Raw genomic sequence first — 25,817 nt, 5'->3', positions numbered from 1 at the left:
CTAATGCTTGGGTTCAGTGACTAATGATTGTGCAAAAATTCTAACATTGTTATCCAGTGCAACTACATCTTCAATTGAAGTCACCTTTTCTGAGACAAATTTATTCACAGAAGTTTCATTTATTTTCACAATATCAGTAAATTTAATTTTTTCGTTTAAAAAAGCATCAACGGCAATTTCATTCGCGGCATTAAGTGCTGTACATGCACCTTGACCACTTTTACAGGCTTCAATGGCTAACTTTAAGTTAGGGTATTTATCGAAGTCGACAGCTTCAAATTCTAACGATTTTGCGGCGAAAAAATCAAAAGGAGCTACACCAGATTCAATACGCTGAGGAAAACTTAACGCATGTGCAATGGGTGTACGCATATCAGGATTACCCATTTGAGCTATGACTGAGCCGTCTTTATATTGCACCATTGAATGAATGGTACTTTGAGGATGTAACACCACTTGAATATCATCGGGCTCAAGATTAAAGAGCCATTTAGCCTCAATAAACTCTAAGCCTTTGTTCATCATAGTGGCTGAGTCGACCGATATTTTTCGCCCCATATCCCAGTTTGGATGTGCACATGCTTGGTCTGGCGTTACCTTTTCTAATTCATCTAACTGCCAAGTTCTAAAGGGGCCTCCTGAACCTGTTAGTAATATTTTACTAACACCTTCATTAGGCAAATCACAATAGCCAGGTTGTTGCTGGGCGTTTAACGGTAAACATTGAAATATAGCATTATGTTCACTATCAATGGGTAAGAGTTGCGCGCCAGACTGTTTGACCGCATCAATAAATATAGCTCCAGAAGTAACTAAAGCTTCTTTATTGGCCAACAACACTTTTTTACCTGCCTTTACTGCCGCCAATGTGGGTAATAAACCAGATGCGCCAACAATAGCTGCCATTACAGTGTCTGTAGATGGGGCTTGGGCAATAGTTTCAAGGGCAGAAGTGCCTGAAGTAACCTCAATATCACTAAGGTTGGCAGCAACAAGCTTACTAGCAAGCGCTTTGGCATGCTTTGTTGAAACCATAACCACTTTATTTGGCCGAAACTCCAAACACTGAGCAAACATAAGTTCAACGCTTGAATGGGCTGACAAACTTACGATATCAAATTTTTCAGGGTGCAATCGCACAACGTCTAACGTGCTTTTACCAATCGATCCGGTAGAGCCTAAAATACACAAAGTTTGCATTTATTCTACCAACCCAAGTATGCGTAACATAAAGCATATATAGGTGCGGTAGCAGTTAAGCTGTCAATACGGTCAAGCACACCACCGTGACCTGGCAATATTGTCCCACTATCTTTTACACCAGCTTGGCGTTTAAACATACTTTCATTTAAATCGCCCAAAACAGAAATGGTTGTGATTAGAATAGTTACCGGTATAACAATGCGATATTGTTCAAAAGACCAGTCAATGAAATAGCCTGCAATTGAAACCATAATACAGGCAAAGATAACTCCACCTAAAAAGCCTTCTAAGGTTTTTCCAGGGCTTACATTGGGTAATAACTTATTTTTACCAATAGACTTACCAACGAAATAAGCACCTACGTCAGCACTCCACACCATTAAAAATAGAAACATCAATAATTGCGCGCCATGATAGCTGTCAACTTGATACTCACTGGTTCTAAGTACCATAAAAGCAAGCCAAGTCGGTACTAACGTTAACCAACCAAATAGCCCACGCACTGAGCGATGACTCGACCAAAACGCACTACAGCGTGGATATACAAATGTTAAACCTGCAGACAAAAGCCACCATGCAACAGCTAACCACAGCACTATGTTGGCTTGTTCAATTAAGAGTTTTGGCGCTTGCCATAATTGCTCAAGAGTTAAGAAATACCATAATGTTGCTATTAATATACTGGTAATACTGACAAAAGCGATACGATAACGTTTGCTAGCACAGCCCATGAGTGGACCCCACTCCCATGCGCCAATCGCCATAACAACCAACATTACAGCGGCAAAGTTAATTAGAGATAAATAAAAAATCGCCCAAATCGCAGCGGGTGCGAGTATTAATGCAGTTATAATGCGTTGTTTTAACAAACCATATTCCTTAAATTGTGTTAAGTATTTTTAGTTTTTATTAGTTACTTGTTCACCAGTTTTCCCAAATCGTCGTTCTCGTTGGTCAAACACAGTAATGGCTTTAGTAAATTCTATTTCATTGAAATCTGGCCATAGCACGTCGGTAAAATATAATTCTGCATAGGCTGCTTGCCAAAGCAAAAAATTACTAATGCGATAATCGCCACCTGTTCTAATTAATAAATCTAATTCAGGTAGTTCTGCCAAACTTATATGTTCATTAAGTGATGCTTCTGTAATTTCAGCAGCTGTAATTTCTTGGCGTTCAACTTTTTCAGCTAATTTTTTTGCGGCATAAGTAATATCCCAACGGCCACCATAATTAGCAGCAACCGATAATACCATACCGGTATTTTCAGCGGTTAATGCTTCTGATTCTTTAATCATTTTCTGCAGTTTGCTGGAAAACTTGCTTAAATCACCAATGACATTAAATTTAATATCATTTTTATGCAATCGCTTAACTTCTCTAGTTAAGACAAACATAAATAGATCCATCAACACGCTAACTTCGCTTTCAGGACGTTGCCAGTTTTCGCTACTAAAAGCGAATAAAGTTAAGGCTTTAACCCCTGCCTTTCCCGCAGCAGCGACAGAAGTTCTTACAGACTCGACACCAGATTTATGACCGGCTGCCCGCTTTTTACCTCTTAACTGTGCCCAACGGCCATTGCCATCCATAATAATGGCAACATGTTGAGGTACTTTCGCTTCTGAGACTAACAATTGATTTGTTAGGTTATCTGCTTTACTCACACAATCTCCATTGTAAGCTTAACGCTGAGTATTATAATATTTTATTGTTACACCCTTGCCACTTTAATATGCAACTTCAGCTCTACGCTAGAAAGTTAAATCAAGGTGTGATAAGTGGGTAATAGTTATTCTTTTATATGCAAAAACGCCGTAGTCATTATCTACGGCGTCATGGATTAAGCAATGAAAATTTTAAATTTCCATTAATTCCTTTTCTTTCGTGCTTAAAATATCGTCAACTTGTTTAATAAAGACGTCGGTAATCTTTTGCACTTCATCTTCTGCTTGGTGCATTTCATCTTCACTAATTTCTTTTTCTTTATTCAATGATTTAATGTCGGTATTTGCATCGCGACGAATATTGCGTATCGCAACTTTACCGCCTTCAGCTTCACCACGAACCACTTTAACTAAGTCTTTACGTCGCTCTTCTGTTAACGCAGGTAATGGAATACGAATTAGGGTGCCTTGAGACGAAGGATTAAGGCCTAAATCAGACTTTAAAATAGCTTTTTCAACAGCTCCAATCATGCCTTTATCAAATACGGTAATGGCTAAAGTACGAGCGTCTGGCACCGATATATTACCCACTTGGTTAAGTGGTGTATCCATGCCGTAATATTCAACAACAATATTATCAAGTAAAGAACGATGTGCTCGCCCAGTACGTACTTTGTTCAAACTAATTTTTAATGACTCGATACTTTTCGCCATTCTGTCTTGAGCGTCTTGTTTTATTTCGTTTATCACTATTTTTATTCCTGCACTAATTAATTTAAATTTTTGGCGTGATCTATCGTTGTACCTTCATCACCACCCATAATAACAGACCTTAACGCGCCTGGTTTATTCATGTTAAAAACACGTAGTGTCATACTGTGATCACGAGCTAGCGTAAAAGCAGCTAGATCCATCACTTGTAATTCTTTTTCTAAAACATCTTGATAAGTTAAATGGCTATACAAGGTTGCGTCTGGGTTGGAAACAGGATCTTCTGAGTAAATACCATCAACTTTCGTTGCTTTTAATACCACGTCAGCTTCAATTTCAATGCCGCGTAAGCAAGCTGCTGAGTCAGTGGTAAAAAATGGGTTACCTGTGCCAGCACTAAATATAACTACACGGCCAGACTTTAATAAACTAATGGCCTCAGCCCAGTTATATCGGTCACAAACACCAGCAAGATCGATTGCTGACATTAAACGCGTATTGACAAAAGCACGATGCAAAGCGTCACGCATGGCTAAACCATTCATAACCGTTGCTAGCATACCCATTTGGTCGCCTACTACTCTGTTCATGCCCGCTTCTGCTAAGCCTTTACCACGAAACAAATTGCCACCGCCAATAACCAAGCCGACCTGAATGCCCATTTCGATTAATTCTTTTATTTCTTGCGCCATACGATCCAATACTTTTGGATCTATGCCAAAACCTTCTTCGCCCATTAGGGCTTCACCACTAAGTTTTAAAAGGATCCGACGATACATTGGTTTGGGATTGATGCTCATGTAATAAACATTCCTTAAGAATTTTAAATTAAAATAGTCTAGGCCTGATCGACCGCAGCTATTTTAATACGTTTAGCCACGGTTCGAAAGTCAAATATGAAAAAAGACTAAAGTAGAAGCTATTTATCGTTTATTAAGCATAAAATAGTGCGATTTTTAAACGCTTATTCACGTTAAGAAAAAACTCTAATATAAAAAGAGTCTAATAAGCTTCAAATTTTTGCCAAAAAAAAAGCGCCTACTGGCGCTTTTTCAATTGAGCTAATATTAATTCACCGAAGTAAATTAACCTTTAGCTGCAGCGATTTGTGCTTCTACTTCAGCAGCAAAATCTTCTGATTTTTTCTCAATACCTTCACCAACTTCTAAACGTACAAATGAAGAAACAGTTAAGCCTTTCTCTTTTAATATAGCACCAACAGTTTTCTTAGGTTCCATAATAAAAGCTTGACCTGTTAAAGAAATTTCACCGGTAAATTTCTTCATACGGCCGATGATGATCTTTTCAAGTAAATCAACTGGCTTTTTCTTACTTTCTTCAAGAGCATCGTTTTCAGTTTTTAAAATATCTAATTGAATACGTTGTTCATTTTCAACTACGCTTGCAGGAACGTCTGCAGGGTTGATGTAATCAGGCTTGCTTGCAGCAACGTGCATAGCGATGTGCTTAAGAGATTCTGCATCACCTTCACCAGCAACAACAACACCAATAGTAGCGCCGTGACTGTATGAAGCTAATAAAGCGCCTTCAATGTACTCTACGCGACGAACATTGATGTTTTCACCAATTTTTGTCACTAGTGTAATACGCTTTTCTTCGAATTGAGCTTGTAGCTCTTCGATAGTTGCTTTAGAAGCAACAGCAGCATCAGCAACTTCGTTAGCAAAAGCTAGGAAGTTATTATCTTTAGCTACAAAATCAGTTTGACAGTTAATTTCTACTAAAGCAGCAACGCCAGCTTCAGTTTTAATTAAAATAGTACCTTCAGCAGCAATGTTACCTGCTTTTTTAGCCGCTTTCGCTTGGCCAGACTTACGCATGTTTTCAATCGCAAGTTCCATATCGCCATCAGCTTCTTGTAAAGCTTTCTTACAATCCATCATGCCCGCAGCTGTGCGTTGACGTAATTCTTTAACTTGTGCAGCAGTAATTGCCATGAAATTTTCCTCAATATAAAAAGTGTTCAGTAATTACCACAACAACCTTGGCTGTTGTGGTAATAACAGTATAAAACGTTACTTAAAACTGAATTTATTCAGTTTCAACAAAACCGTCTTTTTCTGCTTGTACTGCGATGTTTTGCTCGCGACCTGAAAGAACAGCATTAGCAGCTGAATCTAGGTATAAGGTCACAGCGCGAATCGCATCATCGTTACCTGGAACGATGTAGTCAACGCCATCTGGATTTGAGTTTGTATCAACAACAGAAATTACTGGAATGCCTAAGTTGTTAGCTTCTTTAATAGAAATGTGCTCGTGATCCGCATCAATGATGAATAAAACATCAGGTAAACCACCCATGTTTTTGATACCACCAAGGCTTTTCTCAAGTTTTTCCATTTCACGAGTACGCATTAAAGCTTCTTTCTTAGTAAGTGCTTCAAAAGTACCGTCTGAGCTTTGAGCTTCAAGATCTTTTAAACGTTTGATTGATTGACGAACTGTTTTCCAGTTAGTCAACATACCACCTAACCAACGGTGATTTACGTAGAATTGATCACATTTTATTGCAGCATCTTTTATAGCATCGCTTGCAGCGCGTTTAGTACCAACAAATAAAACTTTACCTTTCTTCGCAGAAACGTTGCTTAATACAGCAAGAGCTTCGTTGAACATTGGAACAGTTTGTTCAAGGTTGATGATATGAACTTTATCGCGTGAACCAAAAATGTATGATTTCATTTTTGGGTTCCAATAACGGGTTTTGTGACCGAAATGAACACCTGCTTTAAGCATATCGCGCATAGAAACGTTTGGCATGTTTTTTCCTTTGTGGGGTTAAGCGTTCATACATCCAATATACACGACCCTTATTGCGTTTTACTTATCGTAAATTCGCTGAGCACCCCGGTATATCTTTGCTAGATGTATGTGAGTTTAGTTTTAATGTATTGAATTTTTTCAATACCCTTTATGCTAAAAATATTTGAGAAATCTATTGAAGATTCAGACAAACAAATTAACGGCGCACTTTATACCATAAACTCGAACAATTAACCAGCTTTTAGCTTGAAATTAACCCTAATGATATTTTATTTTGCTTAGGACTAGGATCTTTAATACCAGCGAGTTAAAATTAACTTACTTTTTTTATCAAGCTAATTAAATCATGTCATTGAACACACCTACTGCAGAACTTTTTTATATTTACGATAGCCATTGTCCTTGGAGCTATGCCTCAACCGTATTAGTTGAAAAAGTGTTAAGCGCTTTTCCGGCTATTACCCTTAGAGCTATGCATATAGGTTATTACGATGGCGACAACAAAGTATCGCCGATCACTCTTTCAGCTGTTGGCGAATTTAGTCAAGTAGCGTTTGGTGCCAACTACATTGATACACTCAATTATACAAAAGACTCTACATTAGTGGCGAATTTAATGGCGTGGGTGCAAAACAAATCAGCAAAATCTGCTTTTGAATTATTGCAAAAGTTACAATATGCACACTTTGTTTTAGGTAACGAACTGACCGACGAAGAAAGTGTTAGTGACATTATTGATGAGCTAAAGCTCTCACCTCCAGCAAAATGTCTTCAATCTAACAAGTTAACTAAAGATGCTGAATTTGCCATTCATGACATCATAGAAGTGCAAGAGATTATTGGCACTCAAGCTATTCCAGCCATGTTATTAGCTTGCAATGAAAGTTTAGTGTTGTTGAACCACAACCTTTATTTAGAAAACCCTGAAGCGATAATAGAAGCAGTGAAGCTTGAACTAGAAAATTTATCATAAGCTGATTTACCATAGTGTTATTGATGGCAGCTTTGCGTTGTCATCAATATTGCGCCTAAAGGTAAATTTCAAATACGCCCAGTTTAAAAGATTTACTTTTAAAGCATTTTTCAATAAACATAGAAATCAACAATGACTTTATTTCTAAGTGTTTTTATATTTTTTTCATCCGTAGTATTTGGACACTATACTCAGCAAACACCAGCATATAACATTTAATTATTTACTCTGGCATTTTACGATTGGGCAAAGGTAAAAAAAGCAGGTAAAATCAGTAACAATGATTATTTATCTACAGCTATAATTTTTCATTCTCTTGAGAGAATGTTAAGCCGATAACTAATTTATCCTAATGACATTAAGTACAGATTCACATTTGAGGTTTTATGACAATCACGATTAAAGATCAGCAAGAAATAGAGAAAATGAGAATTGCGGGAAAACTTGCTGCAGAAGTATTGGAAATGATAGAACCTCATGTTCAAGAAGGCATTACAACAGATCAGCTTAATACTTTATGTGCTGAATATACTGATAAAGTGCAAAATGCGATTTCTGCACCATTAAATTATCATGGTTTTCCAAAGTCCATTTGTACCTCAGTTAACCACGTGGTTTGTCACGGCATTCCAAATGACACACCATTAGTGGATGGCGACATTATCAATATTGATATTACCGTCATTAAAGATGGTTATCACGGTGATACTAGTAAAATGTTTCTCATTGGCGAAACCTCAGCAGAAGACAATCGTCTTTGTCGCATTACTCAAGAATCTTTATATGTTGGTCTTAAAAAAGTTAAGCCTGGCAATACCTTTGGTGAAATAGGTACAGCAATTCAAAAGTTCATCAAAAAATCTGGGCGTTATTCAATAGTAAAAGAATATTGCGGTCATGGTATTGGTAAAGAATTTCACGAAGAGCCACAAATTGTTCATTATAAAAATAATGACAGTGAAAAAATGCAAGAAGGCATGTGCTTCACTATTGAACCTATGATTAATTTAGGTCGTGCTAACACCTTGCTTGATAAAGAAGATAATTGGACGGTATATACCTTAGATGCTAAAAAATCAGCGCAATGGGAGCATACGGTTGTGGTTACTAAAACTGGCTGTGAAATATTAACCTTGCGTAAAGATGATACCATCGCCCGCATACTGCATAATTAAATTGCCAATTACCCATTAACTAATTTAGGTATTTGTAAATTAAAGGCTAACGGCAATATAAATAAAAATATGAGAGCTAACTGTTGAATACACCATCATTAATCCCAGAAAAATACAGTGAAGCTCTAGCCATTAGTGCCCCTTCATTAAGTAGCTCACAAATATGTTTACTCAGTAATGAATTTCTTCAGTGGCAACAAGATCAGTTCCCCATCAGTGAAGTTACCTCGCTTGTTGCTGCAAGAGCCTTCTATGTTGATCTAATTTTAACCAAACTATGGTGCCAACACCATTTAGATGAGTTTCAAATTAGTTTGGCTGCTGTTGGCGGTTATGGCCGTCGAGAGCTTCATCCTTATTCAGATGTTGATATTTTATTAATTACCCAAGATGTAATAGCAGATGACTTAGCCGAAAAAATATCTGCTTTTATTACCCAACTTTGGGATGTAAAACTGGATATTGGTCACAGTGTTCGCAGTATAAAAGAATGCCTAAACCAAGCAATTGACGACGTTACCATAGCAACTAATTTGATGGAAATGCGTCAGATTTGTGGCAATAACGCTTTAGTATCTCAGTTACAACCCTTGTTGATTGAAGATATATTTTGGACTTCTGAGAAGTTTTTTATTGCCAAGCGCAATGAGCAATATCAGCGTCATCAACAATACCATGGCGCATCTTATACGCTTGAACCAAATTTAAAAGCAAACCCCGGTGGTTTAAGAGATATTCAAACCATTGGCTGGGTAGCCAAACGCCATTTTATGGCTGATACCCTAGAGCAATTGATTGACCATAACTACCTAACCACTAATGAGTTTTTTGAACTGCTTGAGTGTCAAGATTATCTCTGGCGTATGCGCTGTGCGTTACACTTTATTGCCGGACGTAATGAAAACCGCTTACTGTTTGATTATCAGGCCGATGTTGCTGAATTAATGGGGTTTGGTGATGGCGGCAAGCTTGCTATTGAACGTATGATGAAGCGTTTTTTCCGTATTATATCTCGCGTTTCAGAGCTCAATAGAATGCTGCTACAGCATTTTGAATACGCTATTTTAAACGAGAAAAAACACAGTAAAGAAATTGTCCTCAATGAGGACTTCGTGATTATTGACGGTCAAATCAAGGTTTGTAATAAACGGGTTTTTACTCGTTCAACCATGATCATGGAAATGTTTTTACTGATAGCACAACACAAAGAAATTACTGATTTACATCCTGAAACCTTGCGTTTAATGCGAAATGCGCGCCGACGTTTAGTTTCAGGCATGATTGACTATGAGCGATGTAGAGAAATATTTGTCGCCTTAATTAAACACCCTCGTGGTTTAGGTTTAGCGTTCACATTGATGCACCGCCATTCAATTATTGGTGCCTATTTACCTCTGTGGCGTAATATTGTTGGTCAAATGCAATTTGATTTGTTTCATGCCTATTCTGTCGATGAGCACAGTTATCGTTTATTGAAAAACTTGTACCGTTTTAGCCAAGCAGAACATAATGCTGAATACCCCTTGTGCAGTAAAATTGTTCAGCGTGTACGCAAACCTGAGCTATTATATTTTGCCGGTATATTTCACGACATTGCCAAAGGACGTGGTGGCGATCATGCAAAACTTGGCGCGATTGACGCGTTAGATTTTGCTAAAATCCATAAATTGGGTGATCACGATGGTCGCATGATAGCTTGGCTAGTTGAAAAGCATTTATTAATGTCAGTTACCGCGCAGCGCAGAGATATATCAGATCCTGAAGTTATTAAAACTTTCGCTGAAATTGTTCGTGATGAAGCTCATCTAGATTATTTATATTGTTTAACTGTCGCCGACATGCGCGCTACCAACGAAAGTTTATGGAATAGTTGGAAAGCCAATTTACTAGAAGATTTATATTTTAGTACCAAGCGAGCCTTTAGACGTGGTCTTGAAAAACCGGTCGATTTACGCGCTAAAATCAGAGAAAACCAACAACAAGCGATTGAAATTTTAAAAGCAGAAACAATCGATCAAGTACGTTTAAAGCAATTGTGGAAAGAGTTTAAAGCGGATTACTTTTTACGCTACTCACCTGAACAAATTGCTTGGCACTTTAAACATATATTGTCACACAACAAAGATAAGCCCTTGGTCATCATAAGTCCAAAACCTTATCGTGGTGGAACAGAAGTATTTGTTTATACAAAAGATAAACCCAATATATTTTTTAATATTGTTTCATTGCTTGGTGCAAAAAAGCTCTCAATTCATGATGCAAAAATCACCACCAATAAATCGGGTTACACGGCAAATACTTTTGTCGTGTTAGATAACCGCAATAAAGCTATTAATGATAGTGCTAGAGCTTTGACCATAGCCCGTTCATTAAGTGTTAAATTAGCCTCAAAGCAAATTCGTATCAAGCCAAAACCTTTGGCAAAAAGGTTTCGCCAATTTAAAGTGCCAACGCATGTTAGCTTTATAGCCGGTGCTGCTAAAAATCGTACTTTACTGGAAATAGTGGCGCTAGATCATCCAGGGCTGTTAGCGAATATTGCCACTATTTTTCAAAAGTGCAAAATTCAAATACATTCAGCTAAAATCACTACATTTGGCGAAAAAGCTGAAGATGTTTTTACGATTTCAAATAATGACAATCTCGCGCTTACTCAAGAACAAAAAGACGCATTAGAAGCTATGCTTTGCTCAGATAGTCAGCGATAAATTTTACAATATTAATATTAGGGATCTCCATGTCACAATTACAAACAATTATTGAGCAAGCGTTCGAAGAACGAATGAACATAACGCCTGCTACTGTATCTACTGAAGTAAAACAAGCCGTTTTAGATGCACTAGCGGCGTTAAATAATGGCTCTGCACGCGTTGCAGAAAAAATTGCCGGTGAATGGGTGGTTCACCAATGGCTAAAGAAAGCGGTGTTACTCTCTTTTAGAATTTGGGATAACGAAGTTATTGACGGTGCAGAAAGCAAGTTCTTCGACAAAGTACCAATGAAATATACTGATTATAGCCACGCAGACTTTGTCGCTGACGGCGTAAGAATTGTTCCGGGTGCTTCAGTGCGTACCGGTAGCTTTATTGGTAAAAATGTTGTGGTAATGCCGAGTTTCGTTAATATTGGTGCCTATGTAGATGAAGGCTGTATGGTAGACGGTTGGGCAACTGTAGGCTCTTGCGCGCAAATTGGTAAAAACGTACATTTATCTGGTGGCGTTGGTATTGGTGGCGTACTTGAACCCCTTCAAGCTGGACCAACAATTATCGAAGACAACTGTTTTATCGGAGCTCGCTCAGAAATTGTAGAAGGCGTAGTCGTCGAAGAAGGAGCGGTAATATCAATGGGCGTTTATATCGGTCAAAGTACCCGTATTTATGACAGAGAAACCGGCGAAGTACATTACGGCCGAGTACCCGCGGGCTCAGTGGTTGTTCCCGGCAACTTGCCTTCTAAATGTGGTACTTATAGCTTATATGCTGCGATTATCGTTAAAAAGGTTGACGCAAAAACGCGTGCGAAAGTGGGTATTAATGCTTTACTTCGCTCTGTATCTGATGAGTAAATAACGGCTATTACATAATAAAATCATACAATATTATTTAATAAAAATATTGTGTGATTTTATAAAATGATGTTTTTTTGACACTAAGTTAACAACAGTAATCACACAATAAATAATTTGCCAATAATCCCCTTTTCTACAATAACTTCAAATTTATTAAATACAAAAAAAATCAAACCACCCATTATAAATCAATAACTTATTAATCAAACACCGATAAAAAAACACAATTAAACATAGTCAAAATTACAATTGGCATAACCTTTGCGATAGTGATAATAAGTGCACTTAATTAGCAAAAGTATTATGAAAAAATTACCACTATTGATCGCTATTGTAATTGTTATTTTTCTATCAGCTTGCAGTACAACACCCAAAATTGTTGTTAGCAAAAAAACCTTGCTTTCAGACCACCACTTAATGATGAGTTTATTGAACCGTGAAATGACACAAGATCAACAAATGATGTTGGCCTTTGCTGAACAACGTGAAAATTATCAATCCATCTACTTTGTCAACGCGGTCGAAATTAGAGGGCCTAAAAGTGATGAGTACAATGACGACTTTAATGATAAGTACACAACAACAAGACCTACCAACAGCTACAGTAAATTAATTGCACAAGACTTTAATTCTGTGCTAATTAGCGGTCCAAATTAAGTGCAATTAAAGTAATTTCAAACATACGCGTTTGCATAGTAATTTACAGCACATTAAGCATTAACTCTTGCCATTCAAATTCATTAAAAATTTGCTGCCATTGTGTATCAAACTCTGCTTCAATCGTCACCGCTGTTCCGGTAACTGGATGAATAAAATCTACTTGCTTAGCGATTAGCATTAAACGTTTAAAACCAAAGTGCTCACCAAAAAATGGATTTTGCTTATTGTCGCCATAATTTATATCGCCAATTATAGGGTGACGTAAATGCGCTAAATGTCGTCGAATTTGATGACGTCTCCCAGTATGAGGCCGACATTTAATTAACGAATACCGAACGCTTGAATACTTCCCTAATGGCACCTGTAATGAAGCTGTAGCTACAGAATGATAGTCAGTTATCGCATTTTGCGCTTCTTTGTCACGACTAACATTTTTATCCCCTAAATCATCAAGCTTCTCTTTTAATGAGTAGTCAATTGTCCCATCATTTAACAAGTGTCCTCGCGTTAACGCGTAGTAGATTTTTTGAATCCTCCGCTCACTAAACGCCTGCCCCATTAAGCGAGCAACATCTTGAGTTAAAGCAAACATCAACACACCTGAAGTTGGCCGATCAAGTCGGTGTAATGGGTAAACATATTGACCAATTTGATCACGAATAAGTTGTAAAGCAAAATAAATTTCATCTTTATCCATAAAACTTCGATGGACAAATAGCCCTGCAGGTTTATCAACTGCAACCAAGTACTCGTCTTGATATAAAATTTTTAACACGGGTTTATCAACAATTACCGTTCCGGCATTTTTAATTGTCATGCTGATGTATTCTTCTCATATATATGATTATTTATTGGCCCCTGTAGAGTAAGCCATCAATATTTTTTGTTGCGAATTATTCACTGTATATTTTCCATTAAATACAATAAACAAGCCAGTTTAAGTCTTCAGCGATGTATTCAACAACATATGCAATGTTAATAAAAAATCATTGATGATATATAACTTACTATGGTTTTATAGCTACTTATCCTGAACAAAGTCCATCAATAAAACTGCTTAGTTTTTGTTTAATTTAGTTACTAAGAGAAAAGATTAACGGTGGAGTTAAATCACTATTATCTCTATAATATTGCGCCATAACAACTTGTACCTTCTTTTATCAATTTTTATTAACTTTAAATAGCGACAGTAATATTATATGAGTACAACTTCAGACACTATTTCTTCAATTTCAGCACTACTGAGCTTATCTGATTCTCAATATCGAATTTATGATATTGGTCGTCGAGTAGATAAAATATCGAAAGAGCAATTTGAAAAAATTGAGGCGGCTCAACTACCTTATCCTTATCCTATTCAAGGGCATGCATTGCTCGCTATTGCATTTTGGCAAAAACAATCAGCTAGCCCTTATTTATGGTTTATAAAACTACCTCTAGATGAACGTGGCTTATTAAATCAAGGAGCTAGAAACCATTTTATTGCTATTATCATTGAAGCATTAGGTGATAATCTCACGGTAAGTCCAACCGAGCAGCAAGAAGCTTTGCTTAAGAAAAACCCCTATCACTTTACGCCCGTTCAATATAAATTAGCCGCAGTAAACAGTGTTGTATCATCTTTACTTAAACAAAATGCCAGCAAGTTCTACGCACCTGCACAAAGTTACTTATCAGGCGATAACGGTTGGCAATATTGGCAAGAGATAGGTGTGCAAGGTTTATCTGACTTTGCCTTTCGATTAAATGAAGTTAACAATAACGATACTTTAGCAAACGCTTTAAGTTATTTGCCTGAACAAGTACTTGTGCCTCTATGTTCTGCACTTGAAAATATCACGTTATCTGCTGAAGTTATTATGCAAATAACGTCACGTTTCCAGCGAGAAATAAATGATAATAACAATACAGCGGCTATAGCATTACTGCGTGCACTTGCATCGAGTACTGAACATCCTTTTAGTCACGAATTTTTGACGTCTTTAATCACTAATAAAGCACTTAATGACGAAATACTGATTATTATTGCGGGTCGTTTATGGCCAATATTAAGTACTGAAAAAGTGCTTTTTGTCTATTTAGAACATTTAATAAAAGACAATGATAACGAATTATTTTCGGCAATATTTAAAGATTTAGTTGCAATACCATTGATACGCCCCGTACTATTGCAAGCAATTCGTTCACCAAAACGCAGCCCAGATTTGGCCCAAGCCATTGGCATGCTTTTTAAACAATAGGCATTCTCATGGAAAATATTTACTATTTACTTTTTATAGGGTTACTTTTTTGGTATTTCGTGTATTTACGAAAAGTCGCAGAGTATGCACGTTCACATGCTGATAAATATTGTAAACAAGAAAATTTACAATTTTTAGCGATAGCGCGTCTTTCTAGCCGATTTAAATTTTCTAAACACTTGGGGCCGCATTGGCTGAGTAATTTCGATTTTGAATTTAGTGGTGATGGTGAATCAACATACCATGGCACGATGACATTGCGAGGTTACAAGCTCGATAATATTGACACTCCTGCTTACCGTGTAAATTAATAAACCTCAAAATAAATGAGCAGGCAAATAAAAAGCGACATAATGTCGCTTTTTCATTTTGATTATTTAACTATATCCTTGGCTTGCTATCCTTTAGCACTTCTTCCCTAAAAAATCAGTTCACTCCATGAATAACCTATACATCCTGCATAACATCCTTATTTACCTAAGATTAAATAATCTAACTCCATTTTTAACAATAATTCCATTTAATCCATAAATACATCACTGTCAATGCTTTTGTACCTAATCGGTTTCCCTAACTCTGCGTCTCCTTGACAACAACAAGTTTAATTGAAGTGATTTTATAAAATAGACGGTAACAGTTTTATTTTCGTATGTGGTATTAATAAAAAACCATTTAAATAAAATAAACATTAAAAATCAGTATTATAAAAAAACAATAACAGATAAAAACCAAGTTAATTCGTACCAACTGACAAAACCTACAGATATCTCTTACATAATTTTGCTCAAATTACGATTTTCATCATTCATTTATAATAACCAGTCCTACACATATTAAATATTTACCTTACTACCTAGAACATCGAAATTTATACCGAAGAACTGCACTTTAAATCATGTTCAAATCACTTAAAATAACTAACCCAATAACTATGTATTGTACTGCCCCGTAAATACCCAAATAAATCGTCTAGATAAACTGACTTTGCAGTTGAAATTGGTTACCCTGCCCACTCTCATGGAGTTTTTATTCTAGTATTTTTCAAGTCAGCGCATACAATAAAGAGCTGACTTATTTTCGGAGGTTTTGTGCAACTTATTAAGTCACTATATTGCTGGCACGGTTTTGATAATCGACAACGTTTTATCTTTATTATGCTTTCATGCTTAATTGCTTTTATCATTTTAAATTTGAGCTTAAGTGATTATAAATTAAGCGTCAGTGTCATACTGTTAGTATGTTCATTAACTTGCTTAACGACGACTCGGCGCCGATTAAATGATGCACAACTGAATAGCAAATGGATTTTAGCTCCCGCGGGCAGCTTATTAATGACAGGTTTAATTATTATCTTTACCAGTTATGGCATTAGCTATTGGTTGTTGTTGATGCCATTATTTTTGAGTTTACTACTGTTAACTTATCCAAGTAAAAGACAAAAACGCTATATACTTGGCTATAATGGTCCGGTTAATTTATCAGACTTTCAACCAGTAAATAAAGCAAACGTACACAACAACCAACGTGTTGAACCAACAATGAATAGTATCAATGTTAATCAGCCTTCGGTATCTCAAAGTCACTATTCGCCATTTACAGACAGTATTGAAAACAGTTCTTCAACAAGCCAAATGAATCACTCTAGTGCGAATATACAAGACAAAATAGAACTTGCTGAATCAATTCGATTAGCACTCTTTAGTAAAAAAAATGCTCGGATCACTATCGCGGTAATTATTTCGTTATTTATGTTAGTGCTGGTAATATCTTTGATTTTTTCACGATCATCACCAACTCTAAGCCCTATAGAGCAAACAAGCCAAGTTCAAGAAACAACAAGCTATCAACATAAATTAACATTGCCAGATAACTTTTCTGTCATGATCGCTGCGGATGAAGCTATTGTTATCCATTGGCAAGCTGATGTGAAAAATAATCGTGAAGTTTGGGCCCTAGGCACTGCTAAAGGTGATAAAAGCTGTGAAACTATCAAGTTTAATGATGAAGAAGCAATAAGAACCTATAGTGTTAGCACAGCGGACAGCGGCTATTATGCCTACTTCTCACCATTAGATACTAAAAGGTTAATTAAAAATATCGCTTTTAAAAATAGCTTTGCGCTTTGCGGTTACAACTTTTCACTAAAGGGTAGCCAAGCAACGTTAGGGAAATCGCCCTTTTATGCCAATTTAATTGAATATTAAGCAAGAACACCAGATGGATATAAGCTGGCATACCAGATTTCAATACTTTATGGCACATTGTAATTTTTTACTTAATGTTTAAATTTGTATGACCAAAGCGAATATCTTAATACCAGATATAGCTACACAATCAGCTCAAAGCGAGGGTTGCCAAGAAATGGGTTGATTAATAGCTACTAAGAATTTGAAGCGAAGTAGGCATTGGCTATTGCGTTGTTTTGATAAGGATTAAAGAATCAGGTTGATTGAACTACAATGAATAAATTTTGGGCATAAAAAAGCGGTTCTATGAACCGCATTTCTATAACTAGCTTATATGCATCCTGCATAAATATATAATGATCCCGCTTCATCCATAAAGAGCTATCCCTAGCCTTTCCTAGCAAACCATTTGCTGTCCTCATTGTCCTTAAAAGTAACTATCCGAGTTACATCAATTGTCTGTACTCATCTTCCTGATGACTATTCCGTGACAATTTAGTCCATCTATCCTTGCGAGACATCCTATCTCTTTGCTAATCTAAGCATCCTATTGGTATATCCTTACCGTTATTTGTAATCCCTTTGTCTTCCTGACAGTTATAATAGTAGACTAAATGCGAACTATTCAAAGTGAGTAAATTAAAAAAAACAGTAAAAGTAAATGATGGCATTTAAATGCACAAATAAAAACATTAAAAAACATCAACTTAAAGCGTCACATTAAGTTACATCAGGCACCAAAAACACTATATCCTACAGCAACGTAAGATATCTCTTACATTGAATGGTCATATTAAGGCGATTGAGTAATTCTCTAGAGTGTGAGAGAAAAGCGATTTGATGTTTTAAGTGAAGTGTAATTTCATCGCCAATACTAGATAACCGTATCTATAATCAACGCTATGAAATAAAAACCTTTGAAGAGCCTATGTATTAGCTAAGTAAAGTTAAACACCTTGTGCTTAACCTTACTTAGGTAAAATTAACTAAAAATGCTAACGACTAGCTTTCGTCCGCTTCACGATAATAAACCATTAAAGAACCAGAGACATTGCCCACAGCAACCTCTTTAATAAACTGATAATTCACATCTTTAAAAAACGCTTTATATTTTTTACTCGTAGCGTAAACAGCAACACCTTCACTATCTTTATGTTCTGCAAGAATGGTATTTACTGCCGCCATTAAATAATGGCCAAAACCATGATGTTGATGTAATGGATGTATAGCAATAAATGACAACATATGAAATTTTTTCAAAGGTACTGAAGCTAAAACAATTTTTTCTTTTTCAATCATTTGTTTAGTACTAAAATACCCCGCACCGAGCAACATTTTTAAACGCCAATGCCAGAAGCGCTCAGATGACACTCCTTCTTCTGGATTATTCAAACAGGCAACACCCACCATAGTTTCACCTAAGTACAAACCAATCATAGGTTGTTTTGCTTGCCAAAAAGCATTTAACTCCTCGCGTATTGCAGCACGTAAACGTTGTTCGTAATCACTCTTTTCAGCAGAAAATATTTCAAGAAACACCGGATCATCATGATAGGCTTGATATAATAATGATGCAGCTAATTTCAAATCTTCCGCCGAAAGATAGGCGGCTTTTATATCAACATTGTTTTTGTCACTGGCTTGTGATGACATTGGGGATCCCTAAAAAATGGTACGAATTTTTATTATTCTTATCTGTTCACCATATCAGGGTTCTAGAAATCAGGTCAAATTATATTCCTAAAGGTAGGATAGAAGTCACGCTACTTTCGCTCATCAACCGTTTTATTGTTGGATGTAGCGTAACTTTATTAGGTTATGTATCTTAACGACGGCGAATAACTAATGCCATTAATGCACCAAACAACAACCAACTGCTGCCTCCTGAGTGTTCTTCGATGTATTCAACTTCTATATATTCAGGATCATAATCGCCACTTTCTAATGGTAGGCCATAAAGCGCATTACTATCGTTTGAGCTATAAGTCGCTACCACATCACTGTAACCCACTTCATATAAATCAATTAACACGTCGTAATTACTTGGCACATAACCTGAGTCTAACTGAGTAATCACCTCAAATTCATCTTCAGTATATTCCCCTGTTATAACGAAATCATCGGTAGAAAAATATAAAATCCAAGGTCCACCATCTTCACTCAAGTATAAGTCAGCATATACAACAGCTTGATCGTTAGGTATTGACGATAATACATCGGCATCAAAAGTTACGCCAAAGGTCTGGTAATATCCATCTTCATCAATATCTTCAATAAGTTGACTGTAGCCGGTGTAAATTGAGAAGCTATGATACAAAGCCGCACTATATTCAATGCTTTGGTTAAGTGAAGACGCTGGTACAAGTTGTTTTACTTTTTTGTTTCGGGCAAGTATTACCTCAGTTCTATCCATCCCCTTATAGGTTAAGGTTTTATGGTTGGCACCCACTTGATTCTTAGAGACAATATCACTTTTATCAAGCTCAACTATATTATTTTTTAGCCCACCAGTAGAGGAGCTTACCTGCTCTACTTTTGATAGTGTTTGTGCAAAAGATATTTGGCTTACCAACAACAAAGTTGCGGTTAGGTTGGTTGTTATTTTTTTATTAAACCTTTTTTTAAAAATTTTATTAAACATAGCGACAGCCTCAATATAAAGTATGGCTATCATTTAACCTGAGTTAATATGAACCCTAGCTGAACAACCTTTACTTGATTTATAACCCAGAGATTTTTTGAACATCAATAATTACAGACTAGCTAAAGAGTTAATTTATGTTCATAAAGCATTCAGCTTAGTTATATTAAAGTAAGGTTACTTGGATTACCTCAATCATTATTTTACACTGTTGAACAAGATCGCTTTGAAAAGGTACTAACATGAAAAAACAATTATTTATTTTAAGCGTAATAGCTTCATTATTAGCAGCACCTGTGTTTGCTAAGATCGAGGCAGTGCCTAATAGTATGATGATTGTAAAAGCTAAATACGGACAATCGAGTAATGCTAAATCCATTAGTGCTCAACAAGCTGCTCGTATCGTAAAAAATAAATTTGGCGGCAAAGTGTTAAAGGTTAACAACAGTGGTTCTAAAAAAAAACCAAGTTACCGAATTAAGTTACTTAAAGACAATGGCCATGTAATATCAGTCAATGTAGACGCCGAATCTGGCCGTATATCGGGACACTAATCAATGAGAATATTGCTCGTCGAAGACGATGAAAATCTACAACAACACGTAAAAAATCATTTAATCATGGCTAAATACAGTGTTGATGTAGCAAGTGATGGCGAATCAGGTCTATTTCAAGGCCAAGAGTTTCCATACGACGCGGCAATTATTGATTTAGGTCTACCTAAAATTGACGGTGTCAGTGTTGTTAAATCTTTACGTGAACAAGGTTTTACATTTCCTATCTTAATATTAACGGCGCGTGGCAGTTGGCAAGATAAAGTATCCGGATTAGACGCTGGTGCTGATGATTATTTAACTAAGCCTTTTCATATTGAAGAACTATTAGCACGATTAAATGCTTTAATTCGCCGCAGTACCGGCCAAGCGAGTCCAATAATCGAAAATGGCCCATTTGCGATAAATACTGCGAGTATGCAAGTTAGTGTGAATCAAGAAGTCATTTCGCTCAGCAGTTATGAATACAAGTTATTTGAATATTTGATGCATCATTTAGGCGAAGTAAAATCAAAAGCACAGCTTACTGAACATATTTATGATCAAGACTTTGATCTAGATTCAAACGTTATTGAAGTCTTTATTCGCCGGTTACGAAAAAAACTTGACCCTGACAATCAATACCAATTTATTGAAACGTTGCGTGGCCAAGGCTACTTATTAAAAAACTTAATCAACCTCAATTCAGGTTGATTTATTAGCGTTGTAGCCACTTAAGAATAAAAAGGTAGATTTAGTTGTTAAATTCGCTGAAAAAGTCACTAAACTCATTAAAAACAAGGGTACTGTTTAGTGCCTTATTAATGATTTTTATCTTATTACCCATCGTTGGGTTAATTATCAGTAATGCTTATGAAAAACATATGGTGGCTAGTTTAAAGAATGAGCTGTCAGCTTATTCTTATTCTATTTTAGCTATTATAGAAGTTGAAGATAACAGCCTTGTTATGCCAGAACTGCTATTAGAACCTCAATTTAATGTTAGCCAGTCAGGCCTATATGCTGTATTAACCCGTAGCCTAAGCACAATAAAAAACAACATAGCGCAAACAGGGTCAACTTCTACAGAAAAACTTTGGAGCTCTCAATCCTTACTGTCGCCATGGCAAACAAAAGGCTTACAGCAACCGGTATTAGGCGATAGTGCATTTTATCAAGTAGAAATAGATACGCAGCCACACTTTGTGTACAGCTTAAGTGTTAGCTATGGCAGTGAGCAACAACCTTTCCCCATGACTTTACATATTATAAAGCAGCAAGACGACTTAACTCAGATGATGGCAGAATTTCATCGCCAGCTCATGCTAGGGTTAGCAGGCTTAATGTTGGTGCTTTTACTGATTCAATATCTTTGGTCTTTGTGGACCTTAAAACCGTTAAAAGCCTTAACAACCGAGCTCAGTGATGTCGAGCAAGGAAAAAGTGAGCGACTTACAGGGGTTTATCCAACCGAGCTAACCCAGGTTACTGAACAATTGAACTTGTTGTTAAATGCGGAACAAAAACAACGTAAACGCTATCGTAATGCGCTATCTGATCTTGCTCATAGCCTAAAAACCCCTCTAGCTGTTATGCAAACACAACAAGAGTTATCAGCGCTCACTCAAGAGCAACTCAGTATTATCAATGTAATTATTGAACATCAACTTCGCAAAGCACAAAGCGCGGGGCAATCATCATGGTACTTGGGCACTGCGGCAGCACCAATAGCGAAAAAATTACTCAACAGTTTAGAAAAAATTTATCGAGATAAATCATTATCATTTAAGGTCAATATTGCTGCTGAATGTAACTTTAAAGGTGATGAAGCCGACCTATTAGAGATACTCGGAAACTTATTAGATAACGCCTGTAAAGCGGCAAAAAAAGAAGTTCAACTTGATATCAGCCTCAGCGCTAATAACACTAAAAATAGCATGATCATCGTTATACAAGACGATGGTGCAGGCATAGCACCAGCCCAAAGAGAAGAGATATTACAACGCGGTACTCGAGCAGACACTTATCAACATGGTCATGGCATTGGTTTGGCCATAGTACGAGATTTAGTCAATAGTTACCAAGGTAGTATGCTCATTGAATCGTCAGAGCGATTAAAAGGTGCAAAATTCACCCTAAACTTCCCTTTATAAATAATTAATACCAAATAGTATGTCTGTTCAGCTAAGGTTCAGTTTACAACGGTTAATATTGCAGCATAACTTAAAAAGTCATCTGAACAGCTTTTACTTTGAGCCGTTCATTCGAAGGCGACCTTTTAATCATCCGATATACAGGAGTGTTAACATGCAAAAAGTTAAATTAAGAAGGTCATTAAATTATTTAGTGCTATCGCTAACAAGCGCTTTGGTGTTTTCAACATCCGGCCTTGCCGCTGACAACTCTAGCTCAAGCCCTTATGGGGCAAACAGTAATGCAACCTTAACTGAGCAAGCAAATAACACCAGCAATTATACAGATGCGGAGCTAGAACAGATGCTAGCCCCTATCGCATTGTATCCAGATGCTTTACTTACTCATATTTTGATTGCCACAACTTATCCTATTGAAGTTGTTGACGCCGAACGCTGGATAAATAAAAACAGCCAGCTGAGCGCTCAAGCTCTTGCCGACGCTGCAGAACATAAAAATTGGGATGCCAGCGTCAAAGCACTATTACCTTTTCCAAATGTGCTTAAAAGATTAAGTGATGATTTACATTGGATGCGTAATTTAGGCGATGCTTTTTTACAAGATGAGGCAAAGTTACTGGCTAGTGTGCAAGTATTGCGTCAACAAGCAGATCAAGCAGGTAATCTTCAAAATATGAACAACGTAAAGGTTGTTCGTGAAACTAAAACAATCATTATTGAGTCAAGACAGCCCGATATAATTTATGTACCTTACTACGACACTAGAGTGGTTTATGGCGATTGGCGTTGGTCACATTATCCTCCAATTTTTTGGCATCACCCAGTACAATATGCTTCGCATCATGGTCCATATTACTGGCATAACCCGGTACATCTTACTGTAGGGCTGTTTTTTGGCGCTGTGCATTGGAGCAATCGTCATGTAGTTGTTCATCATCACAAGTCTAGATATTACAAACATCATAGCAAGAAAAAGGTTTCTAGCAGTCATCAGGCACAACGCTGGGAGCATAACCCTAATCACAGAAAAGGCGTAGCTTATCGTACGTCAAACATACAGAAAAAATATAGTAGTCACACGCCGAGCCAGCAACAACACAAGGCAGTGCGTGGAAAACAAAAGCATTTTGTGAATAAAAACAAACACACGACAAAACTGAAATCGAGTAAATATAACAGTAGTAAATATAACAGTAGTAAAAGTCAGGGTTTGAAAAATAAATTGCGAGTCAATCAAGCGGTCAAAATTGACAAACATCAGGTTAAAATTGATAAACATCAGGTAAGTAAGCAGTCATTGACTAAGCATGAACCCTATAAAGATAAAAATTGGCAGCACGCTAAAGACAGTAGAAAAGCTTACAATGGAAAAGTAAAAACTACTAGGTCGAGCAAATCATTACCTAATCGATCTACTAATAAGCATAATGCAGTCAAAAGTAAGGTAAGTAACGATAGTCATAGACAAAGTAAACAGGTATTTAGTAACCAAGGTGTTACTGAAAGAAATTATTCTAAACCTGTAAATACACCTAAAAGTACTTACAAGAAAAGTCAAAGTGCTAAAAGCGTAAAAAAAGTGAATAAACGCGCAGAGACTAAAGTAGCCAACCGCCGAAAAAGCAGTGGCAGCAGAACACATCAAAGCAGAGCAAAACAGCATAACTAGCTTTTTCTGTTTTAAGGTTAGCCACAAACTCATTTCTGTTAAAAGCAAAGATTGAGTTTACAAAGAAACAAAAAGGGCAATATCACTCAATGATATTGCCCTTTTTTCATTAAATTGTAGCGCTATGTCTACGCTAAAAAGTTACTCGAGTTCGTCTTTACTCTATAGCGGTTAGATTATTATTTACAAAAACTAATTTTGTACATTCATCTTTAGTGGTTAATCCATCTTTATGTAAGCGATGTGTACGGTAATAAACAACGTTCACCGTTTTTCCATCATCCAAATAAGATTCGCTAAAATCAGCTACGCCCATTTCACGAGAAACATCGGTAAATGAAGTGTTTAATTGAATGCCTGCGATTTTTTTTCTATTTTTGAATTCTCTATCTTCAAAATCACCTGAAATAGAGTGGCCATCTTCGCCACCAACGGCAATAACACAACCGGTTAAACCCAATGTTAATGGCGCGATAACGATTAATGCTAATAACGATTTTTTCATTTTATTTTTCTCTTATCAATGTAATGGTTTTGCTAAAGCTATTTGCAATTGCCAAACCACTTTTTTAACCCATTGATTAAGTTAAATATTATTAAATAAACATAAAACAAAGCAAGACAATATTAGTATTTTTCGCTAAAATATTGCCTCTTTAACACTTGAGTTATGACTAATGACTATATTTGATGAAATTTCCATCATCGCCAACAAACTTGCCAATGACGGTAAAGTTCCAAGTGTCGCACTGATTAAAAGTCAGCTGAGTCAAGCCACACCTTTGCCAAAAATTATTGCTGCTTTAAAAAATTGGCATCATGATCCAGAATTCATTCGTAGTCCGCATCAAGAAATTTCAAGCAAAGCATTAACTGAACTAAAACCTGTTCATGAAGAAATAAGCTTACAAATAGCCAATGCTTTAGTGCCATTACAGCAAGAAATAGCTGAATTAAAACAACAGGTAAAACAGCTGTTGGAAAATCAATTAATAAAAAATAATAACTAATCTAAGCTCAATCGCTGTTATTAGTTAAGATCATAATAGAGCTAAATATAGCTCACTAATCATTTTCTATAGCTTTTGGCGGAATACGTGGTGTAAGTTGCAAAATAAATTCAGCCAAGGTATCCGCTATTTTTTTATGCGGGTTGCAGCCAACTTTTTCCACCCAAACTGAGCCAGTTTCATTGTCTAATGATATTATATGGTCGTCGTCATCTGTGATGGCAAAAAATATGGTTAACTTTTGCTTTAACTTCGTTTTCATTAAAATATGACCAATTATATTTTCTTGTAAACGAGCAAAGTCTTTTTCGCTCCATGCAAATAGCAGCGACAAATCTCCTTCAACACAACTTGCATCTAAACTGTCACTATAAATAGCGGTAAAATACTGTTTAATGTCATCATGAAGCTTTACTTCTAATGCCGCTTCAACATTGTCAAACGTTAGGGCTTCATCAACTTTTATCGGATGCCATAAAGAAAAATCTTCTTCGTGATCTCCTTGTTCACAAGGCGATGCCCAATCTTCATCCTTATGAGTAATAGGTAAATGTTCAAACCTATGTTGGTAAGCTTGTAAGTAATCTTGTGAAAAATGCCACACAAGTTCATTAAGAGAATAATTTGATATTTTCATCTAA

The 25,817-nt window shown here is 36.5% G+C and carries 25 protein-coding genes; 13 read left to right on the top strand and 12 right to left on the bottom strand.

Translation table 11 applies throughout. The annotated features are described in order from the left end of the window. The 7 genes from ispC to rpsB form a co-directional block, all read right to left on the bottom strand. Entirely contained in the window at positions 1 to 1,200 is a 1,200-nt protein-coding gene (ispC, locus tag H4J38_RS11665) for a 1-deoxy-D-xylulose-5-phosphate reductoisomerase (protein ID WP_182131963.1), read from the bottom strand. A gap of 5 nt (positions 1,201 to 1,205) precedes the next feature. Continuing rightward, positions 1,206 to 2,072 carry a phosphatidate cytidylyltransferase gene (locus tag H4J38_RS11660; RefSeq protein WP_182131962.1) on the bottom strand — a complete coding sequence of 289 codons (867 nt, stop codon included), beginning with the start codon at positions 2,070 to 2,072 and terminating at the stop codon, positions 1,206 to 1,208. A gap of 30 nt (positions 2,073 to 2,102) precedes the next feature. Continuing rightward, complete coding sequence (uppS, locus tag H4J38_RS11655; protein WP_182131961.1) at positions 2,103 to 2,870, bottom strand: polyprenyl diphosphate synthase; 768 nt, start codon at positions 2,868 to 2,870, stop codon at positions 2,103 to 2,105. 192 nt (positions 2,871 to 3,062) lie between these two features. Further along, positions 3,063 to 3,620 (bottom strand): ribosome recycling factor, encoded by a 558-nt coding sequence (frr, locus tag H4J38_RS11650; RefSeq protein WP_182131960.1) that lies wholly within the window; start codon positions 3,618 to 3,620, stop codon positions 3,063 to 3,065. 20 nt (positions 3,621 to 3,640) lie between these two features. Next, positions 3,641 to 4,381, bottom strand: coding sequence for a UMP kinase (gene pyrH, locus H4J38_RS11645; protein WP_182131959.1), 741 nt, complete (start codon positions 4,379 to 4,381; stop codon positions 3,641 to 3,643). A gap of 285 nt (positions 4,382 to 4,666) precedes the next feature. Beyond that, complete coding sequence (gene tsf, locus H4J38_RS11640) at positions 4,667 to 5,539, bottom strand: translation elongation factor Ts (protein ID WP_182131958.1); 873 nt, start codon at positions 5,537 to 5,539, stop codon at positions 4,667 to 4,669. A gap of 94 nt (positions 5,540 to 5,633) precedes the next feature. Then, positions 5,634 to 6,362, bottom strand: coding sequence for a 30S ribosomal protein S2 (gene rpsB, locus H4J38_RS11635; protein WP_182131957.1), 729 nt, complete (start codon positions 6,360 to 6,362; stop codon positions 5,634 to 5,636). A 349-nt stretch (positions 6,363 to 6,711) separates the two neighbouring features. On the opposite strand from rpsB, the gene H4J38_RS11630 reads away from it, so the two are divergent. The 5 genes from H4J38_RS11630 to H4J38_RS11610 all read left to right on the top strand — a co-directional run bounded on the left by H4J38_RS11630 (position 6,712) and on the right by H4J38_RS11610 (position 12,741). Further along, positions 6,712 to 7,338, top strand: coding sequence for a hypothetical protein (locus H4J38_RS11630; protein ID WP_182131956.1), 627 nt, complete (start codon positions 6,712 to 6,714; stop codon positions 7,336 to 7,338). Between the two features lie 386 nt (positions 7,339 to 7,724). Then, positions 7,725 to 8,513: a type I methionyl aminopeptidase gene (gene map / locus H4J38_RS11625; protein ID WP_182131955.1), complete on the top strand. Its 789-nt coding sequence runs from the start codon at positions 7,725 to 7,727 to the stop codon at positions 8,511 to 8,513. A gap of 83 nt (positions 8,514 to 8,596) precedes the next feature. Beyond that, positions 8,597 to 11,221, top strand: coding sequence for a [protein-PII] uridylyltransferase (gene glnD / locus H4J38_RS11620; RefSeq protein WP_259365503.1), 2,625 nt, complete (start codon positions 8,597 to 8,599; stop codon positions 11,219 to 11,221). 29 nt (positions 11,222 to 11,250) lie between these two features. Further along, the gene (dapD, locus tag H4J38_RS11615) at positions 11,251 to 12,081 is read left to right on the top strand and encodes a 2,3,4,5-tetrahydropyridine-2,6-dicarboxylate N-succinyltransferase (RefSeq protein WP_182131954.1); all 831 of its coding nucleotides are present in this window, start codon (positions 11,251 to 11,253) and stop codon (positions 12,079 to 12,081) included. 306 nt (positions 12,082 to 12,387) lie between these two features. Further along, positions 12,388 to 12,741 carry a hypothetical protein gene (locus H4J38_RS11610; RefSeq protein WP_182131953.1) on the top strand — a complete coding sequence of 118 codons (354 nt, stop codon included), beginning with the start codon at positions 12,388 to 12,390 and terminating at the stop codon, positions 12,739 to 12,741. Positions 12,742 to 12,784: 43 nt separating this feature from the next. Here H4J38_RS11610 and truC read toward each other — a convergent pair whose 3' ends face one another. Continuing rightward, positions 12,785 to 13,561 (bottom strand): tRNA pseudouridine(65) synthase TruC, encoded by a 777-nt coding sequence (gene truC / locus H4J38_RS11605; RefSeq protein WP_220465527.1) that lies wholly within the window; start codon positions 13,559 to 13,561, stop codon positions 12,785 to 12,787. A 382-nt stretch (positions 13,562 to 13,943) separates the two neighbouring features. Here truC and H4J38_RS11600 point away from each other — a divergent pair, with 382 nt between their 5' ends. The 3 genes from H4J38_RS11600 (at position 13,944) to H4J38_RS11590 (ending at position 17,188) form a co-directional block, all read left to right on the top strand. Further along, positions 13,944 to 14,984 (top strand): DUF3549 family protein, encoded by a 1,041-nt coding sequence (locus H4J38_RS11600; RefSeq protein ID WP_182131952.1) that lies wholly within the window; start codon positions 13,944 to 13,946, stop codon positions 14,982 to 14,984. Positions 14,985 to 14,992: 8 nt separating this feature from the next. Next, the gene (locus H4J38_RS11595; protein WP_182131951.1) at positions 14,993 to 15,295 is read left to right on the top strand and encodes a DUF3301 domain-containing protein; all 303 of its coding nucleotides are present in this window, start codon (positions 14,993 to 14,995) and stop codon (positions 15,293 to 15,295) included. A 1,020-nt stretch (positions 15,296 to 16,315) separates the two neighbouring features. After that, positions 16,316 to 17,188: a hypothetical protein gene (locus H4J38_RS11590; protein WP_182131950.1), complete on the top strand. Its 873-nt coding sequence runs from the start codon at positions 16,316 to 16,318 to the stop codon at positions 17,186 to 17,188. Positions 17,189 to 18,172: 984 nt separating this feature from the next. On the opposite strand, the gene H4J38_RS11585 is transcribed toward H4J38_RS11590, so the two are convergent. Together H4J38_RS11585 and H4J38_RS11580 are read right to left on the bottom strand one after the other, a co-directional pair. Then, positions 18,173 to 18,823: a GNAT family N-acetyltransferase gene (locus H4J38_RS11585; RefSeq protein WP_182131949.1), complete on the bottom strand. Its 651-nt coding sequence runs from the start codon at positions 18,821 to 18,823 to the stop codon at positions 18,173 to 18,175. Positions 18,824 to 18,995: 172 nt separating this feature from the next. Beyond that, entirely contained in the window at positions 18,996 to 19,811 is an 816-nt protein-coding gene (locus tag H4J38_RS11580; protein ID WP_259365502.1) for a choice-of-anchor H family protein, read from the bottom strand. A gap of 242 nt (positions 19,812 to 20,053) precedes the next feature. On the opposite strand from H4J38_RS11580, the gene H4J38_RS11575 reads away from it, so the two are divergent. From H4J38_RS11575 to H4J38_RS11560, 4 genes are all read left to right on the top strand, one after another. Beyond that, entirely contained in the window at positions 20,054 to 20,365 is a 312-nt protein-coding gene (locus tag H4J38_RS11575; protein WP_182131947.1) for a PepSY domain-containing protein, read from the top strand. 3 nt (positions 20,366 to 20,368) lie between these two features. Beyond that, positions 20,369 to 21,058, top strand: coding sequence for a response regulator transcription factor (locus H4J38_RS11570; RefSeq protein WP_182131946.1), 690 nt, complete (start codon positions 20,369 to 20,371; stop codon positions 21,056 to 21,058). A gap of 110 nt (positions 21,059 to 21,168) precedes the next feature. Then, on the top strand, positions 21,169 to 22,497 hold the full coding sequence (locus H4J38_RS11565) for an ATP-binding protein (RefSeq protein ID WP_182131945.1): 1,329 nt from the start codon (positions 21,169 to 21,171) through the stop codon (positions 22,495 to 22,497). 154 nt (positions 22,498 to 22,651) lie between these two features. Continuing rightward, positions 22,652 to 24,166 (top strand): DUF3300 domain-containing protein, encoded by a 1,515-nt coding sequence (locus H4J38_RS11560; RefSeq protein WP_182131944.1) that lies wholly within the window; start codon positions 22,652 to 22,654, stop codon positions 24,164 to 24,166. A 157-nt stretch (positions 24,167 to 24,323) separates the two neighbouring features. Here H4J38_RS11560 and H4J38_RS11555 read toward each other — a convergent pair whose 3' ends face one another. After that, positions 24,324 to 24,671, bottom strand: coding sequence for a DUF3192 domain-containing protein (locus H4J38_RS11555; RefSeq protein WP_182131943.1), 348 nt, complete (start codon positions 24,669 to 24,671; stop codon positions 24,324 to 24,326). 172 nt (positions 24,672 to 24,843) lie between these two features. On the opposite strand from H4J38_RS11555, the gene H4J38_RS11550 reads away from it, so the two are divergent. Continuing rightward, complete coding sequence (locus tag H4J38_RS11550; protein ID WP_182131942.1) at positions 24,844 to 25,176, top strand: hypothetical protein; 333 nt, start codon at positions 24,844 to 24,846, stop codon at positions 25,174 to 25,176. A gap of 55 nt (positions 25,177 to 25,231) precedes the next feature. Here H4J38_RS11550 and syd read toward each other — a convergent pair whose 3' ends face one another. Further along, on the bottom strand, positions 25,232 to 25,813 hold the full coding sequence (gene syd / locus H4J38_RS11545) for a SecY-interacting protein (RefSeq protein WP_182131941.1): 582 nt from the start codon (positions 25,811 to 25,813) through the stop codon (positions 25,232 to 25,234). Between the last annotated feature and the right edge of the window lie 4 nt (positions 25,814 to 25,817).

The sequence above is a fragment of the Colwellia sp. BRX10-3 genome, from assembly GCF_014077505.1.
Lineage (GTDB): Bacteria > Pseudomonadota > Gammaproteobacteria > Enterobacterales > Alteromonadaceae > Cognaticolwellia.
Note: the sequence above shows the minus strand (reverse complement) of the source record. Positions and strands in the feature narration are given on the sequence as shown.